The sequence below is a fragment of the Gordonia sp. PP30 genome (assembly GCF_023100845.1).
GTDB lineage: Bacteria > Actinomycetota > Actinomycetes > Mycobacteriales > Mycobacteriaceae > Gordonia.
On the sequence record NZ_CP095864.1, the window covers coordinates 2,858,549 to 2,881,693 of the forward strand.

Sequence of the window (23,145 nt, forward strand, 5' to 3'; positions counted from 1 at the left end):
GGCAACGATTCGGTAACGGATCTCGGCGCGGCAACGATGGGGGCAACGCCCGGGGGTCACCCAACGCCCATTTGTAGGAACCCTACAAAATCTGGCCGAAAGGTTCAGACGGCTCAACACCCCGCGGAGGGCCTCCGACGGTGTTCTCTGATCACGTGCTTTCGTTGCTTGCGCCCGGACAGGGTTCACAGAAGCCCGGCATGTTGACCGAGTGGTTGACCGAGCCCGGGGCCACCGAACGCGTGACCGCCTGGTCCGACGCGATCGGCCTGGACCTCGTGACGCTCGGCACCACGGCCACGGCCGAGGAGATCACCGATACCGCGGTGACCCAGCCGCTCGTCGTCGCCGCCTCGTTGCTCTCGTACGACCGCTTGCGCGGCGTATACGGCGACCTGCCCGCCGACACTCTCGTCGCCGGGCACTCGGTCGGCGAACTGGCCGCCGCCGCGATCGCCGGCGTCATCTCCGACGACGACGCCGTCCGCCTGGCCGCCATCCGCGGAGCCGAGATGGCCAAGGCCTGCGCGCTGATCCCGACCACCATGGCCGCCGTCCTCGGCGGCGACGAGGCCGCCGTCCTCGAGCGCCTCGACGAGTACGAGCTGATCCCGGCCAACCGCAACGCCGTCGGCCAGATCGTGGCCGCGGGCGCCGTCGAGGCCATCGACAAGCTCGTCGACAACGCCCCCGACAAGGCCCGGGTCCGCCGGATCCCGGTCGCGGGCGCCTTCCACACCCACTTCATGGCCCCCGCCCAGGAGGCCGTCGCCGCCGCGGCCGCGCGGATCACGCCCCGCGACCCGACGCTGACCCTGCTGTCCAACGCGGACGGCCGGCCGGTCGCCTCGGGCGCCGAAGCCCTCGCCCGGCTCGTCTCCCAGGTCACCAGCCCGGTGCGCTGGGACCTCTGCTCGGCCACCATGCGCGACGCGGGCGTCGCCGCCATCGTCGAACTCGCTCCCGGCGGAACGCTCGCCGGTATCGCCAAGCGCGAGCTCAAGGGCGTGCCCACGCGCGCCGTCAAGGTCCCCGCCGATCTGGAGGACCTCCCAGGACTTGGATAGCGGTCGGTAACCCGACCCTCCGGAGAGCCGCAACCCCGCGGCTCCGTCCAACGCGGCCCACCGGCCGCATCCGGACAGCAAGACACGTCACAACTACGAAGGAGACCCCCGTGGCCGCCACTCAGGAACAGCTCGTCGCCGGCATCGCCGAGATCATCGAAGAGGTCACCGGCATCGAGCCGTCGGAAGTCACCATGGAGAAGTCGTTCGTCGACGACCTGGACATCGACTCGCTCTCGATGGTGGAGATCGCCGTCCAGACCGAGGACAAGTACGGCGTGAAGATCCCGGACGAGGACCTCGCCGGCCTGCGCACCGTCGGCGACGCCGTCGGTTACATCCAGAAGCTCGAAGCCGAGAACCCCGAGGCCGCCGCCGCCATCGCGGCCCAGATCGAGGCTGACAAGGCCTGATATGACCGAGCTGCGTGACTTCTCCACCCGCGGTGGAGACTTCCCCAGTGTGGTCGTGACCTCCATGGTCGCCACCACCTCCCTGGGCGTCGATCTCGACTCGACCTGGGAGAAGCTCGTGGCCGGTGAGTCCGGCATCCGGGAACTGACCGACGACTTCGTCACCCAGTACGGCGAACTGCCGTGCCGCATCGGCGGACGCCTCATCGAGGATCCGGCCAATGAGGTCACCCGGGTCGAGGCACGCCGCATGGCGTACGTCGAGCGGATCTCCCACGTGATGAGCAAGCGCCTCTGGGCGCAGGCCGGCGAGCCCGAGGTGGACCCGGAGCGTCTGGCCGTCGTGATCGGCACCGGACAGGGTGGCGGCGACGCCATGGTCGACGCCGTCAAGGCGATCGAGACCTCCGGCAACTACCGCAAGGTGTCGCCGCTGGCCGTCTCGATGGCCATGCCGAACGGCCCGGCCGCCGTGGCCGGTCTCAACGTGGGCGCACGCGCCGGCGTCATCACCCCGGTCTCGGCGTGTTCGTCGGGCGCCGAGGCGATCGCGCACGCGTGGCGGCACATCGTCATGGGTGACGCCGACATGGTGGTCACCGGTGGCGTGGAAGGCCACATCGACGCCATCCCGATCGCGGCGTTCTCGATGATGCGCGCCATGAGCACCCGCAACGACGATCCGGCGGCGGCCTCCCGGCCGTTCGACAAGGATCGCGACGGCTTCGTCTTCGGCGAGGCCGCGGCGATGATGATCCTCGAGCGCGAGGATCACGCCAAGGCGCGCGGTGCGCACATCCACGCACGTGTGATGGGCGCGGGCATCACGTCCGACGGCTTCCATCTGGTGGCCCCGGATCCCAGCGGTCAGGGCAACACGCGGGCGATGCTCCGCGCGATGCAGACCGCGGGCCTCGCCAAGTCGGACATCGCGCACGTGAACGCGCACGCGACGTCGACCCCGATCGGCGACACCGCCGAGGCACTGGGCATCCAGGCGGCCGTGGGCAACCACGCGGCCATCTACGCGCCCAAGTCGGCGCTGGGTCACTCGATCGGTGCCGTCGGCGCCCTCGAGGCGATCCTGACGATCAAGGCCGTCGAGGACGGCGTGATCCCGCCGACGCTCAACCTGGAGAACCTCGACCCCGAGTGCGGCGACATCGACGTCGTGCACGGTGAGGCTCGCCGCGGGCAGATCGACTACGCGCTGAGCAACTCGTTCGGTTTCGGCGGCCACAACGTGGCGCTCGCCTTCGGGCGCGCCTGAGCCACCGCAGCACCCTCGCCGCCCGTCTCCACTCGGAGGCGGGCGGCGAGTCGTCTGTCGCCCCCTGCGCGCGATCGCGGCACTACTGTGGCACGGTGACCGTCTTCGACCAGCTCCGCCGGCTCGAGCCGATCTTCCACACGCCGGCGTTCGGCCGCACGCTCGACGACTTCGCCCGCCGGATGACCGACGACTACTGGGAGGTCGGCGCCTCCGGCACCCGGTACGGGCGTGCCGAGATCCTCGCGCACCTGGCGGCGTCGCCGCCCGTCGATGCCGGACAGGCGGGCTGGGCACTGAGCGAGGCCGGCATCGCCGAACTCGGCGGCGGCACGTACCTGTTCACCTACGCGCTCACCCAGGGCGGGCGACGGACCCGCCGCGCGACGCTCTGGGTCCGGGCCGGGGACGACTGGCAGATCCGCTATCACCAGGGCACCCTCTGCGGGCGAGCTTCCTCGTCGCAACTCTGACAACTTCAGTCCCACTAGTCACTCGACTACCATCTCGCCATGACACACCCGACGCACGACACGCCGACAATCCCGATGAACTACTGGCGCAACACACGTCACTCAAGGCATACTTTGTAGCAACAGTGTGCTATCCGGACGACAAGGCGTTGGGGAAGACGTTCCTCGTCGAACCGGAGGTGATGACAAGTGCGCAACTTGAACCAGTTTGCGGACCTGACGAGCGGTGTGGTCTACGTCCACGCCGCACCCGTCGCGCTGTGCCCGCATGTGGAGTGGGCTCTGGCGTCGACGCTGAACGCCCGCGCGGACCTGAAGTGGTCCGCGCAGGACGCCGAACCCGGCCGCATGCGTGCGACCGTGGACTGGGTGGGCCCGGTCGGCACCGGTGCCCGCCTGACCAACGCGCTGCGCGAATGGTCCGGTCTCCTCTTCGAGGTCACCGAGAACCCGAGCGAGGGCGTCGACGGTGAGCGCTTCGCGTACGTGCCCGGCCTCGGCCTGTGGCGCGGGTCGACCAGCGCCAACGGCGACGTGATCCTCGGCGAGCTGCAGCTGCGCGCGATGATCGACGCCCAGCCCGACAGCTTCGGCCTGGCCGGCGAGCTGGAAGCCGCGCTGGGTACCGCCTGGGACGAGGCGCTGGAGTCGTACCGGATGGGCGGCGTCGGCGCCGAGGTCACCTGGCTGCGCCAGCGCGTCGGCTGACCCGGCCCCGGCCGGACCAAAGGCCCGGCAAGGGCGGGATCAGCGCGTCGGCAGTCCGCCCTTGTGCTTGCGCTCGGGGTCCACGGGCAGCCCGGCCCGGCGCTCGGTCTCATCCTGTTCCCGGGCCTTGCGCTCGGCGTGGATGATGTGCAGCGCCCGCGCGATCACCGACTCGATCGTGAGGACCACGCCGCAGACGATCGCCAGCGAACCGGGCACCAGGACCAGCAGGTCGTCGATCTGCTCCCACGCCTTCGGGCTCCACAGCGCCACCCAGGTCAGCAGCAGGGCGATCACCGTCGAGATCTCCCCGATGAAGTTGACCACCACGAAGGCGATCGCCACCTTCCGGTGACGCCGCACGGCCTTGCTGGAGAACTGGAAGTTCGCGGCGAAAGCGAGCAGCAGCACCGCGAACAGCGACAGCAGAATGCCGAAATCGTCGGGGGTCAGGTCACGCATCGGCTCTCCCTCGTGTGTGCGGACGGCGCGCCGCTGGGCCGGTCCGGCGACCGGCCCAGCGCGACCTTAACCGACCGGGCCGGTCACCCGAAGCGCCTCCCCCGGACTCGCTCAGCGGGCCAGCGGATACCGCAGGCGGGCGACGGCGACGTCGTTCCAGATCTCCGCGGAGATCTCCGACGAGCGCACCGGCACCACCGTGCCGCCGCTGCCGAGTACGACGACCGCGAGCCTGCTCATCAGGTCGTAGCCGTCGTCGGCGTAGACGACCTCTCCGGTGACCCCGTCCAGCCGGCCGAGGGTGTCGACGGTGAAGTCGTACACGAGGGTGTCGACGGCACCGGCGACCGCCGCGCGCCCGATGTCGGCCAGATCGGTCGCCACCAGCCCCTTGCCCAGGCCGTCGGCGATGGTGTTCACCGTCGCCGTGGCCCGGCTCGCGTTGATCTCCGCCAGACCGGCCCGGATCGCCGCGTCGACCTGGTCCGGACGCAACTCGTCCGGGTTGCCCGGGACCACGACCACCTCGCGGCGCCCGCCGTAGTACTCGCGGAACATCCCCTCCAGCGGGTCGGTCGCGAACAAGAAGAGCGGGCGCTCGCCGGTCGGATCGGCGTGGGTGAGCACGGACTCGACCTTGGCCACCACGCGCTTGACGTAGGCCTCGAGGGTCTGCGTGCGGTCGTCGCCGTGCGCCCGGGCGTCGCCGAAGTCGGCGACCTTGAGCTCGTGCGCCTCGGTGGTGCCCGACGCCGCCCACAGGTGCCACTCGTTGGCCGACAGCGTCACCGCGTACGCGCGCTGCGGGTTGGCGACCGACCGCACGATCTGTCCCAGATCCCAGTACTTGCCCACCTGCAGCTGCTGCTCGAGATGATTCGGCAGCACGAAGATCTCGGCGCCGTCGGCGGTGGCGAAGATCGCGAGCGACTGCGACAGCACGTCCCAGCAGTCGTCGTTCAGGATCCACTCGGTGATCGCGTGAAACGATTCCTGAATCGCATGATCGGCACCGCGCTCGCGGAGGGTCCGGATCGCCTGATCCATCGAGCTCTTCACGGTGGTGCGGGCCACCTCGTACTCGGCGGCGGTGGCGGGCAGGTACACGGTGATCGCGTCCTGCCTCGGCTCCCCCATCTCGAGCAGTTCGGCGGTGGTCGGGAATTCGTAACGTGCCACGAGACGTGCCTCCTAGTGCGGTGACCAGCGAGCCCCGTTCAGCCCGCTGAGCAGCCATTTCCGGCCCCGCGGGCCGATCCTGACCGCATCCTCAGAGTACCGCCGGGTCAAGCGGACAAATCGGCCAGGATGCCCTCATTGGTCTCGCTCCACAGCGGCTTGGCCCACGGGCCGAAGGGCCGGTCGGTCAGCACCACCGCGGCCGCGTTCCGCACCGGATCGACCCACAGGAAGGTCCCCGCCTGGCCGAAGTGCCCGAAGGTCTCCGGCGAGTGCGACGGGGCCGTCCAGTGCGGATTCTTCGTCCCCTTGAGTTCGGGGCCCAGCCCCCAGTCGTTCGGCCGGAACTTCCCGTAACCGGGCGTGAAGCCGTCGATCCCCGGGAACCACACCTCGCGGGCGCGGTCCGCGGTCCGCGGTGACAGCAGCCGGGGGGTCAGCAGATCCGCGGCGAAGCGGGTCAGATCGGCCACGGACGACGACGCCCCGTGCCCGGCCGACCCGGTCAGGGACGTCCGGGTCATCCCGAGTGGCTCGCACACGGCCTCGCGCAGGTAGTCGCCGAACGCGATGCCGGTCGCGTCCTCGACGGTCTCGGCCAGCACCTCGTAGCCGGCGGACGAGTAGATCCGCTGTGTCCCCGGCTCGGCCACGGCGTCCCGTCCGTTCGAGCCCGCTGAGCCGTTCGAGCCCGCTGACCCGCTCGCGCCCCCTGAACCGTTCGAGCCCGCCGACCCGCTCGCGCCCCCTGAGCCCGTCGAAGGGCCGAGCCCGGACGCGTGCGACAGCAGGTGGGCGACAGTCGCGCCCGGCGGCCCGGCGGGGGTGTCCAGGTCCAGCGCACCCTCCTCCACGGCGACCAGAACCGCTTGCGCGACAAGCAGTTTGGTCACCGACGCCAGCGCGAACACGCGATCGGCGTCACCGTAGGCGGCGACCTCCCGGCCGGGTGCGATCACCGCCGCCGCGACGTGGTCGACGGGCCAGTCGGCGAGTTGCTGCAGAGCCTCCACGCTGCGCACCCTACCCGCGGCGGGTGTCAGCGGGTGCTGGTCGCGGGAGTCCGGGTCGTCGCGCGGGGCGTCGTGGTGGCCGGGGCGGCGGGCGCCACCGTCGATCCGGCGGGCGCCTCGAAGGACTCGACCGTCTCCTCCGGATGTTCCTTGACGAGCTCCGGATCGTCGACGGTGCCCTTCACCACATCCGCCGGCAGGTCCTTGACGTCGCCGTCGAGAATCGCGTTCACCCGCTCCGGCGGGACATCGCAGCGGTTGAGCGCTTCACCCACCCACCGCGTGGTGAGTTGATCGATCCCGGCCGCGTGGGCGTCCTGGACGGTGCCGGAGACGAGGTTCTCCGGCTTGATCTGGCCGGTGACCAGGGCGGCCTCCTTGCAGACGTGGAAGACGGTGCCGCCCTTGGACGAGTACCAGACCTCGTTCTTGTCGGTCAGCTGCTCCACGATGTTGATCTCGGCCGAGTACTGCTCCTTCGACGGCGCATCCTTGTCGTAGGAGAACACGCCGACGATGATCGCCACCGCGATCGCGACCGCGCCGAGGATGCCCTTCTGCTTCCCGTCCATGTTCTTGTCGAGGAAGATCAGGACGATCAGCGGCAAGAACGCCAGCACCGTCATGATGACGCCGAGCTGGTTCTGGATGAAGAACCTGGTCTTGTCCTTCTCCGAGGCCGGGTCGTAGCGGTTGGCCTTCTTCCACAGCAGCGAGCCGCCGAGGGTGAGCGCACCGATCGCGACGATCAGGCCGATGATCAGCCAGGTGTTGACCGGCTTGTCCGGAAGCAGCGCCCAGACGATGGTGAAGATCTCCAGCCCGATCGCGGCCAGCCACAGCACCATCGCGACGATGCGCAGTTTCAGCGCGGTCGACTTGGCCTCCGGCGAGGCCTCGAAGCCGCCGCCCCCGGTCGTCTTGTTCTGCTTGGCGATGTCTGCGCCCCGCTGGGCGCGTGATCGGGTGGGCTTCTTCTCTTCGGCCATCTCTTCCTCCAGGTCGGTGGTCGCCGATCAGCGTAATGCCCGCGAAATCCACCCCTCGACCCGCACTTCGCGAAAGCCCCGGAACACCGCCCGGCCGCGCCGCCGGAGGCTTCGACGAACTCAGCCGGCGGGGGCGGGGGCTTCGACAAGCTCAGCCGGCAATGGAGCTCAGCCGACGCGATCGGCGTCGGTGTACCTGATCACGCCGCGGATGTTGCGCCCCTCCAGCATGTCCGCGTACCCGTCGTTGATCTGGTCGAGCGTGTACTGACGGGTGATCATGTCCTCGATGTTGAGCTTGCCCATCCGGTACATCGACAGCAGGTTCGGGATGTCGAGCTTGGGGTTGGCGCCGCCGAAGATCGAGCCCTGCAGGTTCTTCTGCAGCAGGGTCAGCATGGACAGGTTCAGCGTCACCTGGTTCTCGGCCATGTTGCCCATGCCGGTCAGCACACAGGTGCCGTTCTTGGCGGTGATGCTCATCCAGGTGTCGACGTCGGACCCGTGCACCTCGCCGACCGTCACGATCACCTTCTTGCACATCCGCCAGCCGGTGGCCTCGCCGATCGCCCCCATCGCCTCCTCGACCGACGCGAACGCGGCGGTCGCCCCGAATTTGAGGGCCTGCTCGCGCTTCCACTCCACCGGATCGATGGCGAACACGTTGCGTGCCCCCGCGATCACCGCGCCCTGCAGCGCGGCGGTGCCGACGCCGCCGACACCGACGATGGCGACGTCCTCCCCCGGCCGCACGTCGCCGCTGCGCGTCGAGCTGCCGTAGCCGGTCGGGATGCCGCAGCCGCACAGCGCGGCGACCTCGAACGGGATGTCGTCGTCGATCTTCACCGCGGACGCCTCGTGCACCACCATGTACGGCGAGAACGTGCCGAGGAGGGTCATCGGGTAGACCGGTTCACCGGCGGCGGTGTGGATGCGGAAGGTGTGGTCGGACACGGCCTCGCCCTGGAGCAGCATGGCGCCCATGTCGCAGAGGTTGGCGACGCCCTCCCGGCACGACGCGCACTTGCCGCACGACGGGATGAAGCTGAGCACCACGTGATCGCCCACCGCGAAGTCGGTGACGCCCTCGCCCACCTGCTCCACCACGCCGGCGCCCTCGTGACCACCGAGGATCGGGAAGCCGGCCATCGGGATGCCGCCGGTCATCAGGTGATGATCGGAGTGACACATCCCGGCCGCTTCCATCCGGATCTTGATCTCGTGCGCCTTCGGGTCGCCGATCTCGATCTCCTCGATCCGCCACGGCGTGTTCAGTTCCCGGAGGATTGCACCCTTAGTCTTCAACTTCCCGACCTCACTCGAATGTCCTTGCCGCCGAACGGGAATCCGGCGGCACCGATACGAAACGCGCGGTGACCCGCTCTCCTTGTGAGCGTAGTCACCGCGCGCCGAAATTGGAACACGTTCCAGTTCTTAGTTTGCGAGCCCCTCGTCCTTGCCGCCGTAGGCGTCGCGGAGCTTCGGCTTGACCACCTTGCCCCCGGCGTTGCGCGGCAGCTCATCGACGACGACGAGATCCTTCGGGTGCTTGAAACGGGCCAGATTCTCGTTCAGGTACGGCTCGATCTCCGCCAGTGTCAGCGACTCGATGCCCTCCATGAGCACTACGACGGCCACCGGCACCTCGCCCCACTTGGCGTGCGGGCGGCCGATGATCGCGGCCTCCAGTATCGACGGGTGCCCGAACAGCACGTTCTCCACCTCGGCGCAGTAGATGTTCTCGCCGCCGGAGATGATCATGTCCTTCGCCCGGTCGACGACGTAGAGGAAGCCCTCCTCGTCCTGCCGCACCAGGTCGCCGGAGTGGAACCAGCCGCCGCGGAACGCCTCCGCGGTGCCCTCCGGGTTCCGCCAGTACCCGGCCATCAGATTCGGGCCACGGTAGACGATCTCGCCCACCTCTCCGGGAGTCACGTCCTCACCGGCCGGGTCGATGATGCGCGCGGTCACCGCGGGCACCACCTTGCCGATGGACCCGATCTTGCGCAGCGCGTCCTTGCCTTCGAGCACGCAGGTGATCGGCGACATCTCGGTCTGCCCGAAGACCGCGACGTTCACCGCGTCCGGGAAGGTCTCGTTCATCGCGTTCAGCACCGTGTCCGACGCCGGGGCGGCGCCCCATGAGATCACCCGCAGCTTCAGGTCGCGCGGCCGCGCCTGCTGCGCCGCGCAGACGGCCTGCCACTGGACCGGCACCAGGAAGATCGACGTCGTCCCCTCGGCTTCCAGGACGTCGAGAAGCTGATCCGGGTCGAACGCGCCCAGCGGGTGGATCACCGACAGCGCACCCGTCTGGAACAGCGGCGCCATCGCGCCCAGGCCGGCGATGTGGAACAGCGGCGCCACGCACGAGCCGACGTCGTCGGGATTGGTGGACAGCGCCTGGATGGTGGTCAGCGCCTGCGACTGCATGTTCTGGTGGGTAAGCATGGCGCCCTTGGGCTTTCCGGTGGTGCCCGAGGTGTACATGATGAGCGCGACGGTGTCCTCCGGGATGTCGATCTCCGGCAGATCGGATTCCTCGGCGACCAGATCCTCGTACGCCAGGTGCGCGTCGTTCTGCGTCTCCCCGACCACGATGAGATCCCGGATCCCGCCGGTCATCCCCGCGACGGCGTCGGCGAGCGGCGCCAGCAGCGTCTCGGTGACGATCACCTCGGCGCCGGAGTCCTGTACCAGGAACCCGACCTCCGGCGGCGTCATCCGGATGTTCACCGGCACCGGAATCGCGCCGATCAGGTTGGCCGCGAAGACCAGCTCCACGTACTCGGGGCGATTGAGCATCACGACCAGGATCCGGTCGCCGAAGCCGACCCCGCGGCGGCGCAGCGCGGCGGCGAGCCGATGCGTCCGGTCGTCGAGTTCCTTCCAGGTGGTCACCTCGCCCAGGAACTTGAGGGCCGGCTTGTCCGGGGTCATCGCCGCGTGGCGGCGCACCTGGTTGTTCCAGTGGTTCCGGCGCGATCGGATCGGCTCCGAGTTCGGCTCGAGGCCCAGGGCGTTGGTCACGGATTCTCCTTCGGATGGGTCTGCGGGTGGAAACGACATGCCGCCGTCAGCGGCCGGACGCGGCAAAGGCGGCGATGGCCGCCTGAAACTGGGGAGACTGGAGCAGCCGCGTCTGACCGGCGATCTCGCGGTCGACTGCGGCGTCGTACTGGGCGAGCGTGGCGCCGTCGAGAGCCGCCTTGGTGAGTGCCAGCGCCTGGGGCGACGAGCCGAGCAGCCGGGCCGTCGCCCGGTCGACGACGCACGCGAGCCCTTCGGCCTCCTCGGCGCAGCCGTTGATCAGGCCGCACTCCGCGGCCTCGGTGGCGTACAGCTTCTCGCCGAGCAGGGCCATGGCGTTGGCCCGCGCGCGGCCCAACGAGGCCGCGAAGGTGGCGGTCGCGGCACCGTCGGGCATCAGCCCGATACCGACGAAGCTCAGCAGGAAGTAGCTGCGGGCGGTCGCGTAGATCAGGTCCGCGGCCACCGCGAGCGACGCCCCGATCCCGACGGCGGGACCGTCGACCGCGGCGATCACCGGCATCGGCAGCGCCCGGACGGCACCGATCAGGCGGGAGCCGTTCTCGATGATCGCCCGCGACGCCGCCTCGTCGAACCCGCCCGAAGCGGCCGAATCGGAGGCCATCCCGGCGACATCGGCACCGGCGCAGAACGCCTCGCCGCGGCCGGAGAGCACCACCACCCGCACGCGGTCATCGGCGGCCCAGTCGGCGCAGAGGCCGATGACGCGCCGGGAGGCGGCTCCGTCGAGGGCGTTCATCCGGCCCGGCCGGTCGATCACCAACCGGGCGACCCCGGCGTCGTCGATCCCGCTCCGGATCCCGTCCACCTCGTCGTGCAGCGTCATCGATTCCTCTCCGCGGAGACCGTCATTGCGGGCCACCGTAGCACCGAACGTGATCTGTGTCATGTGAATCCTGATTAACTTATGTGTTGTTGAGAAGCCTGCCAACTGGGACTATGACCAGATTCGGCAAACAACGACGCCACTACCGGCTTCCGCTAGCATGGCCCTTCATGAGTTCCGCGCGCGTATCGTCGGCGGCCCGGGATCCGCGGGTGCGCCCGCCGGACCGGCGCGACCGCATCGTGGCCGCCGCCGCTTCGGCGTTCAGCCGGCACGGCTTCCACGGCGCCCGGCTGACCGAGATCGCGGACGATGCCGGGGTCTCCGCACCCGCGCTGTACCGGCATTTCGCGGGCAAATCGGACCTGCTCAGTGCCGTGACACGGCAGATGGCGGTCAGCACCGCCGAGATCCTCGACTCGGTTCCGCCGCGGCCGGACGACCCGGCCGGTGAGCTCGCCGCGCTCCTCGAAGCGTTCACCGCCGGCGTGCTGACACAGCGGCAGACCGGGGACCTGTACCGGTGGGAGTGGCGCGCCCTGAGCCCCGATGATCGCGCGTTCATCCGCGAGATCCGGCTCGCCCTGCATCGACGGGTCCGCGGCCTGCTGCGCGCCACCCGCCCGGGACTCGGCAAGCGCGATGCCGATGTGCTCACCGATGCCGTCTTCGCGGTGGCGGCGAGCCCGTCGAACCACCGGGTGTCGTTGCCCCGCAAGCAGATCGAGACGCTGATCCGCGACGCCGCGCTCACCGCCGGTGCCGCCGAGCTGCCCGAACCGGCGACCGTCCCGGTCCCGCCACCGGGTCTCTCACCCACGGCCCGCCGGGAGACCGTCCTCACCGAGGCCGTGCGGTTGTTCGCCGACCACGGGTTCCACGAGGTCACCATCGAGCAGATCGCCGCCGCCGCGGACCTGCCGCCGTCCGGCGTGTACCGGCACTTCGGGTCCAAACAGGCGATCCTGGTGGCGGCGCTGCACCGGGCGTCCGAGCGTACGACGGCCGCCGTCGCCACCGGACTGGCGCGCACCGATTCTCGCGACCAGGCGCTTACGGGCCTGGCCCAGCAGTACGCGCGCCTCTGCGCGGGCGACCCCGCGATCATCACCGTCTATCGCCGCTGCGTCGGCGCGCTCGGCGACGCAGAGCGCGCCGACCTGCGCCGTCAGCAGCGGATCAACGTCGATGAGTGGGCCACCTGGCTCCGCGACGCCCGGCCCGAATTATCCAGCGGCGCAGCGCGTTTCCTGGTCCACGCGGCGCTGGACGTGATCACCGATCTGACGTGCAGCCCGCACGCGACGGACCCGCACACCGCCGCGGTGATCGCCCTGGCCGTCCTTCGCGACACCCCGGCCTGAACCCGCCGGCCTGAACCCGCCGGCCGAGCCCGCCTCCCTCGCCAGCCGGACCGTCCCGCTTCCGCCGACTTCGGCCGTCCGCTCCCCGTTAGCCGGCTGAGCCGGTGAGGAACGAAGTGACCACCCGGTTCAGCAGGGTGAGCCGGTGAGGAACGAAGTGACGAACCGAGTCGAAGCCACCGCCCTCGACGACTCCGAGCAGCCGCGCGCCGGACCCCCGCCGACGACCGCGCCGGGAAGCGGTCGCCTAGATCGTCTCCAGATCGGCGATCAGCCAGCGATCCCCGTCGCGCTTCAGGGTGAGCAGCACCCGCGTCTGGTACGGAATGCCGTCCTTCCCACTCTGGACCTCGGGAGACGTCACCTTCTGGTCCAGCGCCACCAGGACCACCGCCTGATCGCTGGTCAGCGAGGTCAGGCCCGCGTTCACCGCGGTGCCGACCGAGGACGCCTTGGCCTCGTCGTTCCCGCGGCGCGCATCCTGCGAGGACTCGACATAGCGGTCGGCGAACTCCTTGGTGGAGATCTCCCGGATCCGCCGGTCGAGATCGGAGTAATTCCCCGGCGAGTAGGTGACGACCTCGGCCGCGTACTTCTTCGCGTCGGCGAGCGCGGACTTCGCGGCAGCCGAATCGATGCCTTCGCCGCCTTGGTCGGCGGTGGCATAGAGGTAGCCGAGCACCCCGCAGGCGACCGCGAGCGCCACCACCAGCGCGACGAGCACTCCGACCAGCTTCTTCGGCCGGCCGGCCGGCCGGTTCGGCACCCGGCCGGGAACGCGCGCGGGATCCACCGGGCCGGCGGCCGGCTGCTCGTCACCGGACTCGCCGTCGGAGTCGTCGTCGGTGGCGTCCTTCGCGGTCTCGCGGGCGCGCAGTTCTTCCCGGGTCTTCCGGTTGTCGGCGAGCAGTTCGGCCCGCTGCTCCGGCGACATCGTCGTGACCTGTGCCGTGGTCGCGTCGCCGTCACCGGAGTCCGCGACGGTGGCGCCGCTGTCGGCGTCCGCGTCCGCGGGCACCTCTCCGGTCGGCACGTCGGGCTGGTCGTCGGGGCTCGTCGGCATGCGCACCAATCTAGCGCCGCGACCGCGAGAATCCCGTGAAGCCTTGCCGATCGCCTTCCTATCACATATATGTGATAGGAACAGATGCAACGGAACGTCCCACATCGATGACACCAAGGAGCACACCCCGATGGTCGCCTTCACCCCCGAACAGTCCGACTTCGCCGCCTCGGTCGCGGATTTCTGCAAACGCGAGACCGGGACGCGAGCGCAGCGCGACGCCTGGACCGACGGCGGAACGCTGAATCACTCCGAGCCGCTCTATCGCAAGATGGCCGAACTCGGCTGGGCCGGCATCAACGTCGCCGACGAGTACGGCGGCGCCGGCGCGGGCAACGTCGAGCTGTGCATCTTCCTGGAGGAGGCGATGCGCGGGCAGGCCCCGATCGGCGGCGTCGGCCCGACCTTGATCACCGCCGCGGCCTACGAGAAGTTCGCCGGCGAGGACCTCAAGCGTGAGGTGCTGGCGGGCGTCGTCGCCGGTGACTCGCTGTCGATCTCGATGTCCGAACCGGAAGCCGGCTCGGACGTCGGCGCGCTGACCTGCCGCGCGGAGAAGGTCGAGGGCGGCTGGAAGATCAACGGCCAGAAGACCTGGTGCTCCAACGCCAACTTCGCGAAGTCCATCCTGTTGATCGCCCGCACGGATGCCTCCGGCGCCAAGCACGAGGGCCTCACCCAGTTCCACGTCCCCAGCGACACGGCGGGCCTGGAGATCCGCGGCATCTCGACTCTCGGCGGCAAGGAGGTCAACGACCTCTACTTCACCGACTGCTTCGTGCCCGACTCCGCGGTGGTCGGCCAGGTCGGGAACGGCTGGACCCAGCTGATGGCGGGCCTGAACACCGAACGGCTGATCCTGGCCGCCATGCAGCTGGGCGTGGCGGAGCGGTCGTTCGACGACACTCTCGCCTTCATCAAGGAGCGCAAGCAGTTCGGCCGTCCGATCGGCACCTTCCAGGCGCTGCGGCACCGGATGGCCGACCACGCCACGGAGATCGCCGCCACCAAGGAGCTGATCTACGCGCTCGCCCAGGCGAGCGACGCCAATCCCGGCAAGATGATGCCGCGCGAGGCGTCGATGGTGAAGCTCAAGGCCACCGAGGTCAGCAAGGCGATGACCATCGACGGCATGCAGATGATGGGCGGCTACGGCTATGCCACGGAGTTCGATGCCGAGCGGCTGATGCGCGGCGCTATCATCTCCACCGTCTACGGCGGCACCAACGAGATCCAGCGCGACATCATCGGAAAGACCTATGGCCTCTGACTCCCCCGTCGCCCAGTTGCGGCGCCGCCCGCAGCTGTCCGAGGAGGTCGCCGCCATCCTGCGGCACCAGATCATGACCGCCGGGCTGTTGCCCGGTGCGCCGATCCGGATGGACGAGACCGCCGTGGAACTCGGCGTCAGCGTGACGCCGGTGCGGGAGGCGCTGCTGACCCTGCGCGGTGAGGGGATGGTGGAGAGCGCCCCGCACCGCGGCTACGTCGTCGCCGCGCTCTCCCGGACCGACGTCGAGGACATCTTCTGGTTGCAGGGCGAGGCGGCGGCGAAGATCGCGCGCCGCACCGCCGGCCTCATCGACGACGACGGCCTCGCCGCCCTCGCCGACGCCAACGACCGCCTGCGCCGGGCGCTCGACGCCCGCGACGTCCCGGGGATCACCGATGCCGAGTTCGCCTTCCACCGCACCCACAACCGGATCAGCGAGAGCCACAAGCTGGCCTGGTTCCTGCTCTCGGCCACCCGGTACACCCCGCACCAGATGTACGCGGCGGACCCGGCCTGGGGCGAGGTCGCCCTGGACAGCCACGAGCGGCTGATCGAGGCCTATCGGGCGGGCGACGCGGAAGCGGCCGCCGCCGCCATCCGCCTGCAGTTCGACGACGGCGCACGACGCTTGATCACCCACCTGGACACCACCGCGATCTGGGCTCCCGAAGCGCACTGACCACGCGTTTTGTGAGCCCGGGGCCGATGGGCTAAAGTTTCATCTCGGTTCGGAAAGAGGTGACTCGCCCGAATCGCCACGCCATCCCCCATAGCTCAATTGGCAGAGCAGCCGACTGTTAATCGGCAGGTTATTGGTTCGAGTCCAATTGGGGGAGCAACGAAAGCCCGCTACCAGCGCGATCGCCGGTGGCGGGCTTTCTGCATCTCGACGCCGTGACGACTTGGCGACGGCGAGCCGATGGGTCCCCGCACCTGTCGCCGTCGTCACCGGCCAGCGAGGGCGGTACGCACCGTCTCCTGAAGTTCTGGGTCGGTGAAGACCCTGTCGACGTGATCGGTGCCTGCCCGCTGTGCCGCGGCTGCCACCGCGCTGCGGATGTCCGCCGACCCTCCGATGTCGAGCGCCGCCGGATCGACGTAGGACTTGCGAGCCATCGCCGGAGTGTTGCCGAGGACCGAGGCCGCCGCATCGAACGCTGTCAATGCCGGATCACGGTGGGGCCGACCGCCCGGAAGGGTCGCACCGCCCATGATCGAGGCGGCTATCACCGTGCCGCCCCAGGTCCGGAAGACCTTGGCGGAGGCCGCGGCGCCGCCGACCGAATGCAAGTAGGTGTTCACCGTCGCCGAGTTGATCCGGCTGCCGTCGGCACCGATCACGAACAGGTGTCCCGTCGGATCGGCCGACCGGACCGCCAACTGCCGATTCATGATTCGAGCGGCGTGCGGATCGGTGACCGAGTGGATCTGCCGGATGTGTTCTTTGCCGATGAAGTCGAAACGGATCTGCCGGTCGTGCACCTTCACCTGGTCCGTGGTCAGAGTGGTGAGCCCGTAGGTGTGGTCGTCGCGGACGTAGCGTTCGTGGCCGACGCGGAAGAGGCCGAGGTCGAGCATGCGCACGGCGAGGGCGGTGAGTTGCCCGGCGTCGGGTTCGGCAGGACGTCGCCGCAGTTGCGTGGCCACATCGGCGCGCAGGTCCGGCAGTCCGGCGGCGAATCGAAGCATGTCGTGGAACCGATTCTGTGCAGCGAGTTCGGTGTGCTCGGCCGAATACCGGTACTGCACCCGGCCGCGACTGTCGATCCCGCGCGCCTGGATCTCCGCCTGCGGATCGGGGGCCGCCCAGACGTGCTGCCAGGCGGGTGGGAGCACGAGTGCGCGCAGTCGAGCGAGCGTCGCCGCATCGGTGACCGCGGCGCCGTCGTCATCGATCCAGCCACCGTCTGGCTGCCGCCGGAACCCGGGCGGCCAATGCAGGTAGGTGTCCTCAGTCACAGCCCTCATCGTGCCACGCAGATCCGAGGACCGAACGCCGTCACCGACCGCGCTGAACGCACGCACGTGACGGCCGGCCGGCGGGCCTTCCGCATCGCGAACCACCTACCGCCTACCGGCCGCAGCCACGATCAGTGCGGGAACGTCTCCGCATAGTGCGCCAGCCCGGCCGCGAAGCCGTCGAACATCGGCGCGAAGACCTTCGGCACCACCGTGCCGGCCATCGGCCGGAGGGCGGCGGCGACGTCGAGATGCACCGCCCAGCGGAGCACGCACGTCCCGGCCTCCGCCGGTTCCACGCTGATGTCCTCGATCATCCGGCGCGCCAGCGGGATCGACATCGCGTCGGCGCCGAAGGTGAAGCGCCGCCCCGGCTCCCAGACCAGGAAGCGCTCGCGCACGGTGATCCATCGCAGGTGGATGTCGCGCACCGAACCGGTCCCGTGGGGCGCGGTGCCGTACCAGGTGGTCGCGCGGTAGCCCTCGGCCCACTCCCGCTGATTCTCCCCCGTCGCCAGGACATCGAAGACCCGGTCGGCGGGCGCCCGGACCACGCGCTCGGTGCGAAGGTGGTGCGTCATCTCCGGAATGTCGCCGAGGCACGCGGGCCGGAGGCCGTGCATGGTCATTTCGGCGCCACCAGGTTGCGGGTGACGCGAATCGTGGTGCGGCGCGGCAGGATTCGCGGCAGCCGCGACGCCCAGCGGTTGGCGGCGCCGGAGACCACGCTGGGCGGCGTCGAGCGCCGGTCGAGCGCACCCAGCGCCGTCTCGACCACCTGCGCCGGTGTCTGGCGGGAGCCGACGCTGGCGGACTCGCCGGCCACGTCGAAGAACTCGGTGTCGGTGGCACCGGGGCACACCGCGACGACGTCGACGCCCCCGCGCTCGGTCTCACCCCACAGCGCTTCGGTGAACGACAGCACGAACGCCTTCGTCGCCCCGTAGACCGCCATGTGCGCGATCGGCTGGAAGGCCGCGGTGGACGCGATGTTGACGATCGCCCCGCGATCGCGCGCCAGCATGCCGGGCAGCAGTGCGCGCGTCAGCATCGTGACGGCCACCACATTGACCGCGATCTCGTCGTGCACCCGCTGCGGGTCCAGCTCGGCGAAGGCGCCGTGCGTGGCGAAACCGGCGTTGTTGATCAGCACGTCGACGTCCGTGCCCGCCAGCGCGTCGAGCAGCGTCTGCCGCCCCGCCGGGCCGGCGAGATCAGCGGCCACCACCCGCACGCCGACGCCGTGCTCCGCGGCCAGTCGTGCGGCGAGCGCCCGGAGCCGGTCCTCGCGCCGCGCGACCAGCACCAGATCGGCGCCCCGGCGCGCGAGCTGTTCGGCGAACTCGGCACCGATCCCGCTGCTCGCACCGGTGACCACCGCGGTCGAACCATGAACATCCAGCATGTCATCCTCCTAAGTGAACAGGTGTTCAGTGATATACACTGAACACCTGTTCAGATAGAGCTGTCAAGAGGAGGACTCCCGGTGACCGAAACACGGCGCCGTTCCGAGCGCGGCGGGGGCGAGCGTCTACGCGCGGAACTGGTCGACGCGGCGATCACCCTGCTGCTCGACCCCGCATCGACGGGCACGCCGTCGCTCCGCGCGATCGCCCGCGCATGCGGCGTCGCGCCGAGCGCGGTGTACATGCACTTCCCCTCGCAGGCGGAGCTGATGTACGCCGTCGTCGACCAGCTCTTCGCCCGGCTCCGCACGGCCCTCGATGCCGCCGACTCCCCCGGCGCGGAACCCAGAGAGCGCCTGGACGCGATGATCGACGCGTATCTGCACTGGTCACAGGAGCATCCCGGCGCCTATCAGCTACTCTTCGAACGCCCCGATCCGCCGCCGGACACCGGCATCGGCCCCGGCCTCGATCTGCTGGGCCGTCTGCGCGACGCCCTCGCCGCCGTCGCCCCGGCCGCCGACGACGCCCTCGCCCTGCGGGTCTGGAGCGTCGCGCACGGCATCGCCTCGCTGCGCCTGCACAAGCCGGAGGCGCCGTGGCGGACGACGCCCGCCGACGACGCCCACCTGATCGTCACCGCCCTGCTCGGCGCCGACGCGCAGCACTGAGCCGAGAGCAGCCCGGAAGAGATCCCCGCGAGAGATCAGCGCAGAGCCAGCGCGCCGATCGTGTCTGCCTGCCGGTACTGAAGGTACTTCTGCACCGTGTCGACGGGCACCGCGGACGTCGCGGTCGCCACGGTGACCACCACGAACTCACGCGCGGCACCGTTGCGCCACTTGCCGGTGGCGAATCCGGTCAGGTAGCTGCCCGACGGAAGATCCAGGTCGTCGTCGGTGAACTTGCCGTCCGAGGCGGAGGCCGCCGCGGAGTCGGTGAAGGTCATCACGAGCTGGGTCAGCATCAGGTCGCCGCCCTGCGCCTTCCACACCAGCAGTGATCCATAGCGGCAGCCGAGCTCGGTCATCTTGCCGGCCTCTTCGAAGGCCGAACAGCTCGGGTAGTCCGCACCCCGGACCCAGTCGGCCTGTGCCGACATGTCACCCAGCCGGAAATTCCAGTCCTGCCCGAACTCGGTGTAGCTGAACTTGCCGCCCGGCAGCGGCACCGGCACCGACGAACTCGGGGACTCCGACGACGGGTACCCGCTCGTCGGCACACTGGCCGAGGGCGAGCCGGTCGCGGACGTATCGTCCTTCTTCTTGTCCCCGCTGAGCAGAATCGCCGCGGTGATACCGCCCGCGATCAGCACCGCGACCACCAGGATCGCCGTGACGATCAAGCCGGTGCGCGACTTCTTTGGCGGCGGGCCCCCGGCGGGATAGCCGGCCTGTGGGTAACCGGCTTGCGGGTAACCGGGCTGCGGGTAACCGGCCTGCGGGTAGCCGGTCTGTGGGTAACCGGGCTGGGGATAGCCGGGCTGCTGCATCGGGGGGCCGGCCGGCGGCGGCCCGCCCATCGGCGGATAGCCGCCGCCGGCGGCGGGCCCGGGCGGGCTCGACCAGCCGGGCTGCGACGGGATCCCCGCCTGCTGCGTCGGGTCGTACTGCCCCGGCTGTCCACCGTATGGATTGGTCACACCCTCGTCCTCTCCGCGCGCCCGGCCTCGCCGGTCACCTCTGCCCAGCGTAGGGCGCAGGTCGGCCGAATCCGGCACTCACCCCGGGACGAGCGCCTCCGCGACGGTCGGCGCGCCGTCCACGCGGGCGATCAGGTCGATCGCGTCACCCGCCGCGACCGGCCCCGCGTCGACCACCCGCAGATAGGCTCCCGGACGCCCGGCCTGCAGGAATCGCTTGACCCAGCCGCGCTCGTCGGCGCCGCCGACCCAACGTGCGAAGGTCTGGCACGGGATCCGCGGCCCGGTCACCTCGACCACCAGCCGCCCGCCGATCCGCCAGCGGTCACCGATCCGGGCACCGGACACGTCCAGGCCCGACACCCGCAGGTTCTCACCGAACCAGCCGGGCGGCGTGGGGCGCGACAACTCGCCGGACCAGTACTCGGCGTCCTCGGCCGCGTACGCGTACACCGCCTTGTCGAGCCCGCCGTGGTGTTTGCGGTCGGCCTGGACGTCCGCGTACAGGCCGTACGGTCCGGCCTTCACCGGCCCGGTCACCGGCTGTTTGTCGATGGCGGTCACGCCGACCGCGCCGGGGTCGGGCCGCAATCGATGGACCACGCAGACGTCGAGAACCAATCCGGGCATGACGAACAGCCTACTTGCCAGTTTCTTGCACTAGTGCAATACTGCACTAGTGCAAGAAACTACGACCAGCCCGCGTGAACAGAAGCGCGCCGAGACACTCCGGCGCATTCACGACGCCGCCGTCGAGCTGACCCTGCGCGACGGGCTCGCCGCCGCGACGGTCAGCGACATCGCCGAACGCGCCGGCGTCTCCCGTCGTACGTTCTTCAACTACTTCCCCACCAAGGAAGACGCCGTCCTCGGCATCTCGGAGCCGCGCATTCCACCGCACGCGCTGGAGTCGTTCCTCCACCCGGCTCCCCCGGCCGGCGACGACGCGGGGGCCGATCGCTTCGCGCAGGCCCTCGAACTGACGGTGACCACCTTGGCCTCCGTCGGACCCCGCCCGAGTCAGGACATCGCGGTCATCGTCGGCCGGTACCCGGAACTCATCAACCGGATCCGATCCCATCGCGACGCGACGCAACAACTGCTCGTCGACGCGCTCACCGAGCGCCTGGCCCAGCAGCACAGCCCGGCGAGCGCCGCCGACAGCGCCCGCGCCCTGATCCTGCTCTCCGGCGCCGTACTCCGCTTCGCGCACGGCGACGACCCCGGACCGTTCGACGATCCCGACCCCGCCGCCGTCAAGAACGCCATGACCGCTTTCCGCAACGCTCTGAAAGATCTCGCATGACCCAGCCCGTATCCGGCAAGAACCGGAACATCCTCTTCCTCTTCATCGGCCTGATGATCACCATGCTGATGGCCTCCCTCAACCAGACCGTGCTGTCGACCGCACTGCCGACCATCGTCGGACAGCTCAACGGCGTCGAGCAGATGACCTGGGTGATCACCGCCTACATCCTCGCCAGCACCATCGTGATGCCGGTCTACGGCCGCATCAGCGACCTCCTCGGCCGCAAACCGGTGATCCTCGCGGCCATCGGCATCTTCATCGTGGGCTCGATCGTCGGCGGCCTCGCGCCGAACATCGACGTCCTGATCGCCGCCCGCGTCCTGCAGGGACTCGGCGGCGGCGGTCTGATGATCCTGTCGCAGGCGGCCATCGCCGACGTCGTCCCGGCCCGCGACCGCGGCCGCTACATGGGCGCCATCGGTGCCGTCTTCGCCGTCTCCTCGGTCGCCGGACCGCTGCTCGGCGGCTGGCTGACCGACGGCCCCGGCTGGCGCTGGGCGTTCTGGGTCAACATCCCGCTGGGCGTCCTCGCCCTCGCCGCCTGCCTGGTCTTCCTCAAGCTGCCCGCGGTGGAGCGCACCGAGCGCCCGAAGCTCGACTACCTCGGCATGAGCCTGATCGCCGCGGCCACCACCATGCTCGTCCTGGTCTGCACCTGGGGCGGCGGACAGTACGCCTGGGGTTCCCCGCAGATCATCGGCCTGATCGTGGCGACCGTCGCCGCGGCCGCGGCCTTCTGCTGGGCCGAGACCCGTGCCGAGAATCCGGTGATCCCGCTGGCACTGTTCACCGACCGCAACTTCACCCTGAGCACCATCGCCGCGCTGATGATCGGCGTCGCCATGTTCGGCGCGCTCGGCTACATGCCGACCTACATCCAGATGGTCACCCACGTCACCGCGACACACGCCGGTCTGTTGATGATCCCGATGATGGGCGGCCTGCTGGTGGCCTCCATCGGTTCCGGCCGCGTGGTCAGCGCCACCGGCAAGTACAAGGCGTTCCCGATCGTCGGTTCGGTGATCATCGCCGTCGGCCTCGGTCTGCTGTCGACCCTGCGCGTCGAGAGCCCGACCTGGCTGATGTGCACCTACCTCGCCGTTCTGGGCGTCGGTATCGGCCTCGCTCTGCAGATCCTGACGCTGATCGTGCAGAACTCGTTCCCACTGCGGATCGTCGGCACCGCGACGGCGTCGATGAACTACTTCCGCCAGGTCGGCGCCACCCTGGGCTCGGCGATCGTCGGCTCCATCTTCACCTCGCGCCTGGTCGACGCCATCATGGGGCGGATGGCCTCCGGCGAGCTGCCCGCCGAGGGCGGCGAGAGCACCCTGAAGCAGCTCACCCCCTCGGTGGTGAACGGCCTGCCCGAGGCGGTACGCCAGCCGATCATCCACGCCTACAACGGCGCGCTGCTGCCGATCTTCCTGTGCCTGGTGCCGCTCGCGGTGATCGCACTGATCGCGCTGCTGTTCATCGAGCCGAAGCCGCTGGCCACCAGCGTGCAGAAGGAGGCGCCGGCCGAGTCCCTCGCCGAGGGCCAGCTGCTGGAGATGGTCGACGACGGCGACGGGATCACCGCCTTCGGCGGTCCGGCGACCGGCGCGTCCGCCGACGACGGCGCCCGCGAACCCGTTCGGGTCTGACGGCTCCCGGAACCACCCATGACCGACGGCCG

General features: G+C 69.8%; 24 protein-coding genes and 1 tRNA gene. 12 read left to right on the top strand and 13 right to left on the bottom strand.

Features of this window, described 5'->3' with window-relative positions:
• The first annotated feature begins 155 nt into the window (after window positions 1-155).
• The 5 genes from MYK68_RS13200 to MYK68_RS13220 all read left to right on the top strand — a co-directional run bounded on the left by MYK68_RS13200 (window position 156) and on the right by MYK68_RS13220 (window position 3,931).
• Entirely contained in the window at window positions 156-1,067 is a 912-nt protein-coding gene (locus tag MYK68_RS13200; protein ID WP_247864140.1) for an ACP S-malonyltransferase, read from the top strand.
• A gap of 110 nt (window positions 1,068-1,177) precedes the next feature.
• Entirely contained in the window at window positions 1,178-1,480 is a 303-nt protein-coding gene (acpM, locus tag MYK68_RS13205) for a meromycolate extension acyl carrier protein AcpM (protein ID WP_247864141.1), read from the top strand.
• A gap of 1 nt (window position 1,481) precedes the next feature.
• The gene (locus MYK68_RS13210; RefSeq protein ID WP_247864142.1) at window positions 1,482-2,750 is read left to right on the top strand and encodes a KasA/KasB family beta-ketoacyl-ACP synthase; all 1,269 of its coding nucleotides are present in this window, start codon (window positions 1,482-1,484) and stop codon (window positions 2,748-2,750) included.
• 95 nt (window positions 2,751-2,845) lie between these two features.
• Complete coding sequence (locus MYK68_RS13215) at window positions 2,846-3,223, top strand: nuclear transport factor 2 family protein (protein WP_247864143.1); 378 nt, start codon at window positions 2,846-2,848, stop codon at window positions 3,221-3,223.
• A 189-nt stretch (window positions 3,224-3,412) separates the two neighbouring features.
• The gene (locus MYK68_RS13220) at window positions 3,413-3,931 is read left to right on the top strand and encodes a DUF3145 domain-containing protein (protein ID WP_247864144.1); all 519 of its coding nucleotides are present in this window, start codon (window positions 3,413-3,415) and stop codon (window positions 3,929-3,931) included.
• A 39-nt stretch (window positions 3,932-3,970) separates the two neighbouring features.
• On the opposite strand, the gene MYK68_RS13225 is transcribed toward MYK68_RS13220, so the two are convergent.
• The 7 genes from MYK68_RS13225 to MYK68_RS13255 all read right to left on the bottom strand — a co-directional run bounded on the left by MYK68_RS13225 (window position 3,971) and on the right by MYK68_RS13255 (window position 11,451).
• Entirely contained in the window at window positions 3,971-4,393 is a 423-nt protein-coding gene (locus MYK68_RS13225) for a hypothetical protein (protein WP_247864145.1), read from the bottom strand.
• A 111-nt stretch (window positions 4,394-4,504) separates the two neighbouring features.
• On the bottom strand, window positions 4,505-5,572 hold the full coding sequence (locus MYK68_RS13230; RefSeq protein ID WP_247864146.1) for a baeRF3 domain-containing protein: 1,068 nt from the start codon (window positions 5,570-5,572) through the stop codon (window positions 4,505-4,507).
• A gap of 107 nt (window positions 5,573-5,679) precedes the next feature.
• On the bottom strand, window positions 5,680-6,585 hold the full coding sequence (locus MYK68_RS13235; RefSeq protein ID WP_247864147.1) for a serine hydrolase domain-containing protein: 906 nt from the start codon (window positions 6,583-6,585) through the stop codon (window positions 5,680-5,682).
• A 26-nt stretch (window positions 6,586-6,611) separates the two neighbouring features.
• Window positions 6,612-7,574 (bottom strand): hypothetical protein, encoded by a 963-nt coding sequence (locus tag MYK68_RS13240; RefSeq protein ID WP_247864148.1) that lies wholly within the window; start codon window positions 7,572-7,574, stop codon window positions 6,612-6,614.
• 168 nt (window positions 7,575-7,742) lie between these two features.
• Window positions 7,743-8,879: an NDMA-dependent alcohol dehydrogenase gene (locus MYK68_RS13245; protein ID WP_247864149.1), complete on the bottom strand. Its 1,137-nt coding sequence runs from the start codon at window positions 8,877-8,879 to the stop codon at window positions 7,743-7,745.
• A 129-nt stretch (window positions 8,880-9,008) separates the two neighbouring features.
• The gene (gene fadD5, locus MYK68_RS13250; RefSeq protein ID WP_247864150.1) at window positions 9,009-10,604 is read right to left on the bottom strand and encodes a fatty-acid--CoA ligase FadD5; all 1,596 of its coding nucleotides are present in this window, start codon (window positions 10,602-10,604) and stop codon (window positions 9,009-9,011) included.
• A gap of 46 nt (window positions 10,605-10,650) precedes the next feature.
• Window positions 10,651-11,451, bottom strand: a complete 801-nt coding sequence (locus MYK68_RS13255) for an enoyl-CoA hydratase-related protein (RefSeq protein WP_247868055.1) — start codon at window positions 11,449-11,451, stop codon at window positions 10,651-10,653.
• A gap of 170 nt (window positions 11,452-11,621) precedes the next feature.
• On the opposite strand from MYK68_RS13255, the gene MYK68_RS13260 reads away from it, so the two are divergent.
• Window positions 11,622-12,815: a TetR/AcrR family transcriptional regulator gene (locus MYK68_RS13260; protein ID WP_247864151.1), complete on the top strand. Its 1,194-nt coding sequence runs from the start codon at window positions 11,622-11,624 to the stop codon at window positions 12,813-12,815.
• A 247-nt stretch (window positions 12,816-13,062) separates the two neighbouring features.
• Here MYK68_RS13260 and MYK68_RS13265 read toward each other — a convergent pair whose 3' ends face one another.
• Window positions 13,063-13,878, bottom strand: coding sequence for a hypothetical protein (locus MYK68_RS13265; RefSeq protein ID WP_247864152.1), 816 nt, complete (start codon window positions 13,876-13,878; stop codon window positions 13,063-13,065).
• A gap of 130 nt (window positions 13,879-14,008) precedes the next feature.
• On the opposite strand from MYK68_RS13265, the gene MYK68_RS13270 reads away from it, so the two are divergent.
• From MYK68_RS13270 to MYK68_RS13280, 3 genes are all read left to right on the top strand, one after another.
• Window positions 14,009-15,148, top strand: coding sequence for an acyl-CoA dehydrogenase family protein (locus MYK68_RS13270; protein WP_247864153.1), 1,140 nt, complete (start codon window positions 14,009-14,011; stop codon window positions 15,146-15,148).
• Window positions 15,138-15,830, top strand: coding sequence for a GntR family transcriptional regulator (locus MYK68_RS13275; RefSeq protein ID WP_247864154.1), 693 nt, complete (start codon window positions 15,138-15,140; stop codon window positions 15,828-15,830). The genes MYK68_RS13270 and MYK68_RS13275 overlap by 11 nt, the downstream gene beginning before the upstream one ends.
• Window positions 15,831-15,914: 84 nt before the next feature.
• Window positions 15,915-15,987, top strand: a tRNA-Asn gene (locus tag MYK68_RS13280).
• Between the two features lie 109 nt (window positions 15,988-16,096).
• Here the strand turns inward: MYK68_RS13280 and MYK68_RS13285 are convergent.
• The 3 genes from MYK68_RS13285 to MYK68_RS13295 all read right to left on the bottom strand — a co-directional run bounded on the left by MYK68_RS13285 (window position 16,097) and on the right by MYK68_RS13295 (window position 18,515).
• Window positions 16,097-17,110, bottom strand: a complete 1,014-nt coding sequence (locus MYK68_RS13285; RefSeq protein ID WP_247864155.1) for a DNA topoisomerase IB — start codon at window positions 17,108-17,110, stop codon at window positions 16,097-16,099.
• Window positions 17,111-17,241: 131 nt separating this feature from the next.
• Window positions 17,242-17,691: an SRPBCC family protein gene (locus MYK68_RS13290; RefSeq protein ID WP_247864156.1), complete on the bottom strand. Its 450-nt coding sequence runs from the start codon at window positions 17,689-17,691 to the stop codon at window positions 17,242-17,244.
• Between the two features lie 44 nt (window positions 17,692-17,735).
• On the bottom strand, window positions 17,736-18,515 hold the full coding sequence (locus MYK68_RS13295) for an SDR family NAD(P)-dependent oxidoreductase (protein WP_247864157.1): 780 nt from the start codon (window positions 18,513-18,515) through the stop codon (window positions 17,736-17,738).
• 81 nt (window positions 18,516-18,596) lie between these two features.
• Here MYK68_RS13295 and MYK68_RS13300 point away from each other — a divergent pair, with 81 nt between their 5' ends.
• Entirely contained in the window at window positions 18,597-19,187 is a 591-nt protein-coding gene (locus MYK68_RS13300) for a TetR/AcrR family transcriptional regulator (RefSeq protein ID WP_247864158.1), read from the top strand.
• Between the two features lie 35 nt (window positions 19,188-19,222).
• On the opposite strand, the gene MYK68_RS13305 is transcribed toward MYK68_RS13300, so the two are convergent.
• Complete coding sequence (locus MYK68_RS13305; RefSeq protein ID WP_247864159.1) at window positions 19,223-20,158, bottom strand: hypothetical protein; 936 nt, start codon at window positions 20,156-20,158, stop codon at window positions 19,223-19,225.
• Window positions 20,159-20,236: 78 nt separating this feature from the next.
• On the bottom strand, window positions 20,237-20,788 hold the full coding sequence (locus MYK68_RS13310; protein ID WP_247864160.1) for an MOSC domain-containing protein: 552 nt from the start codon (window positions 20,786-20,788) through the stop codon (window positions 20,237-20,239).
• Window positions 20,789-20,837: 49 nt separating this feature from the next.
• Between MYK68_RS13310 and MYK68_RS13315 the strand changes: the two genes are divergently transcribed.
• Entirely contained in the window at window positions 20,838-21,464 is a 627-nt protein-coding gene (locus MYK68_RS13315) for a TetR/AcrR family transcriptional regulator (RefSeq protein ID WP_247864161.1), read from the top strand.
• Window positions 21,461-23,113, top strand: coding sequence for an MDR family MFS transporter (locus tag MYK68_RS13320; RefSeq protein ID WP_247864162.1), 1,653 nt, complete (start codon window positions 21,461-21,463; stop codon window positions 23,111-23,113). The genes MYK68_RS13315 and MYK68_RS13320 overlap by 4 nt, the downstream gene beginning before the upstream one ends.
• The last annotated feature ends 32 nt before the right edge of the window (window positions 23,114-23,145 follow it).

Coding starts and splice junctions, on each gene's coding strand:
- MYK68_RS13260 (WP_247864151.1), top strand. CDS start 11,622: ATGAGTTCCGCGCGCGTATCGTCGGCGGCCCGGGATCCGCGGGTGCGC.
- MYK68_RS13275 (WP_247864154.1), top strand. CDS start 15,138: ATGGCCTCTGACTCCCCCGTCGCCCAGTTGCGGCGCCGCCCGCAGCTG.
- MYK68_RS13240 (WP_247864148.1), bottom strand. CDS start 7,574: ATGGCCGAAGAGAAGAAGCCCACCCGATCACGCGCCCAGCGGGGCGCA.
- MYK68_RS13225 (WP_247864145.1), bottom strand. CDS start 4,393: ATGCGTGACCTGACCCCCGACGATTTCGGCATTCTGCTGTCGCTGTTC.
- MYK68_RS13270 (WP_247864153.1), top strand. CDS start 14,009: ATGGTCGCCTTCACCCCCGAACAGTCCGACTTCGCCGCCTCGGTCGCG.
- MYK68_RS13290 (WP_247864156.1), bottom strand. CDS start 17,691: ATGACGCACCACCTTCGCACCGAGCGCGTGGTCCGGGCGCCCGCCGAC.
- MYK68_RS13265 (WP_247864152.1), bottom strand. CDS start 13,878: ATGCCGACGAGCCCCGACGACCAGCCCGACGTGCCGACCGGAGAGGTG.
- MYK68_RS13320 (WP_247864162.1), top strand. CDS start 21,461: ATGACCCAGCCCGTATCCGGCAAGAACCGGAACATCCTCTTCCTCTTC.
- MYK68_RS13295 (WP_247864157.1), bottom strand. CDS start 18,515: ATGCTGGATGTTCATGGTTCGACCGCGGTGGTCACCGGTGCGAGCAGC.
- MYK68_RS13210 (WP_247864142.1), top strand. CDS start 1,482: ATGACCGAGCTGCGTGACTTCTCCACCCGCGGTGGAGACTTCCCCAGT.
- MYK68_RS13310 (WP_247864160.1), bottom strand. CDS start 20,788: ATGCCCGGATTGGTTCTCGACGTCTGCGTGGTCCATCGATTGCGGCCC.
- MYK68_RS13255 (WP_247868055.1), bottom strand. CDS start 11,451: ATGACGCTGCACGACGAGGTGGACGGGATCCGGAGCGGGATCGACGAC.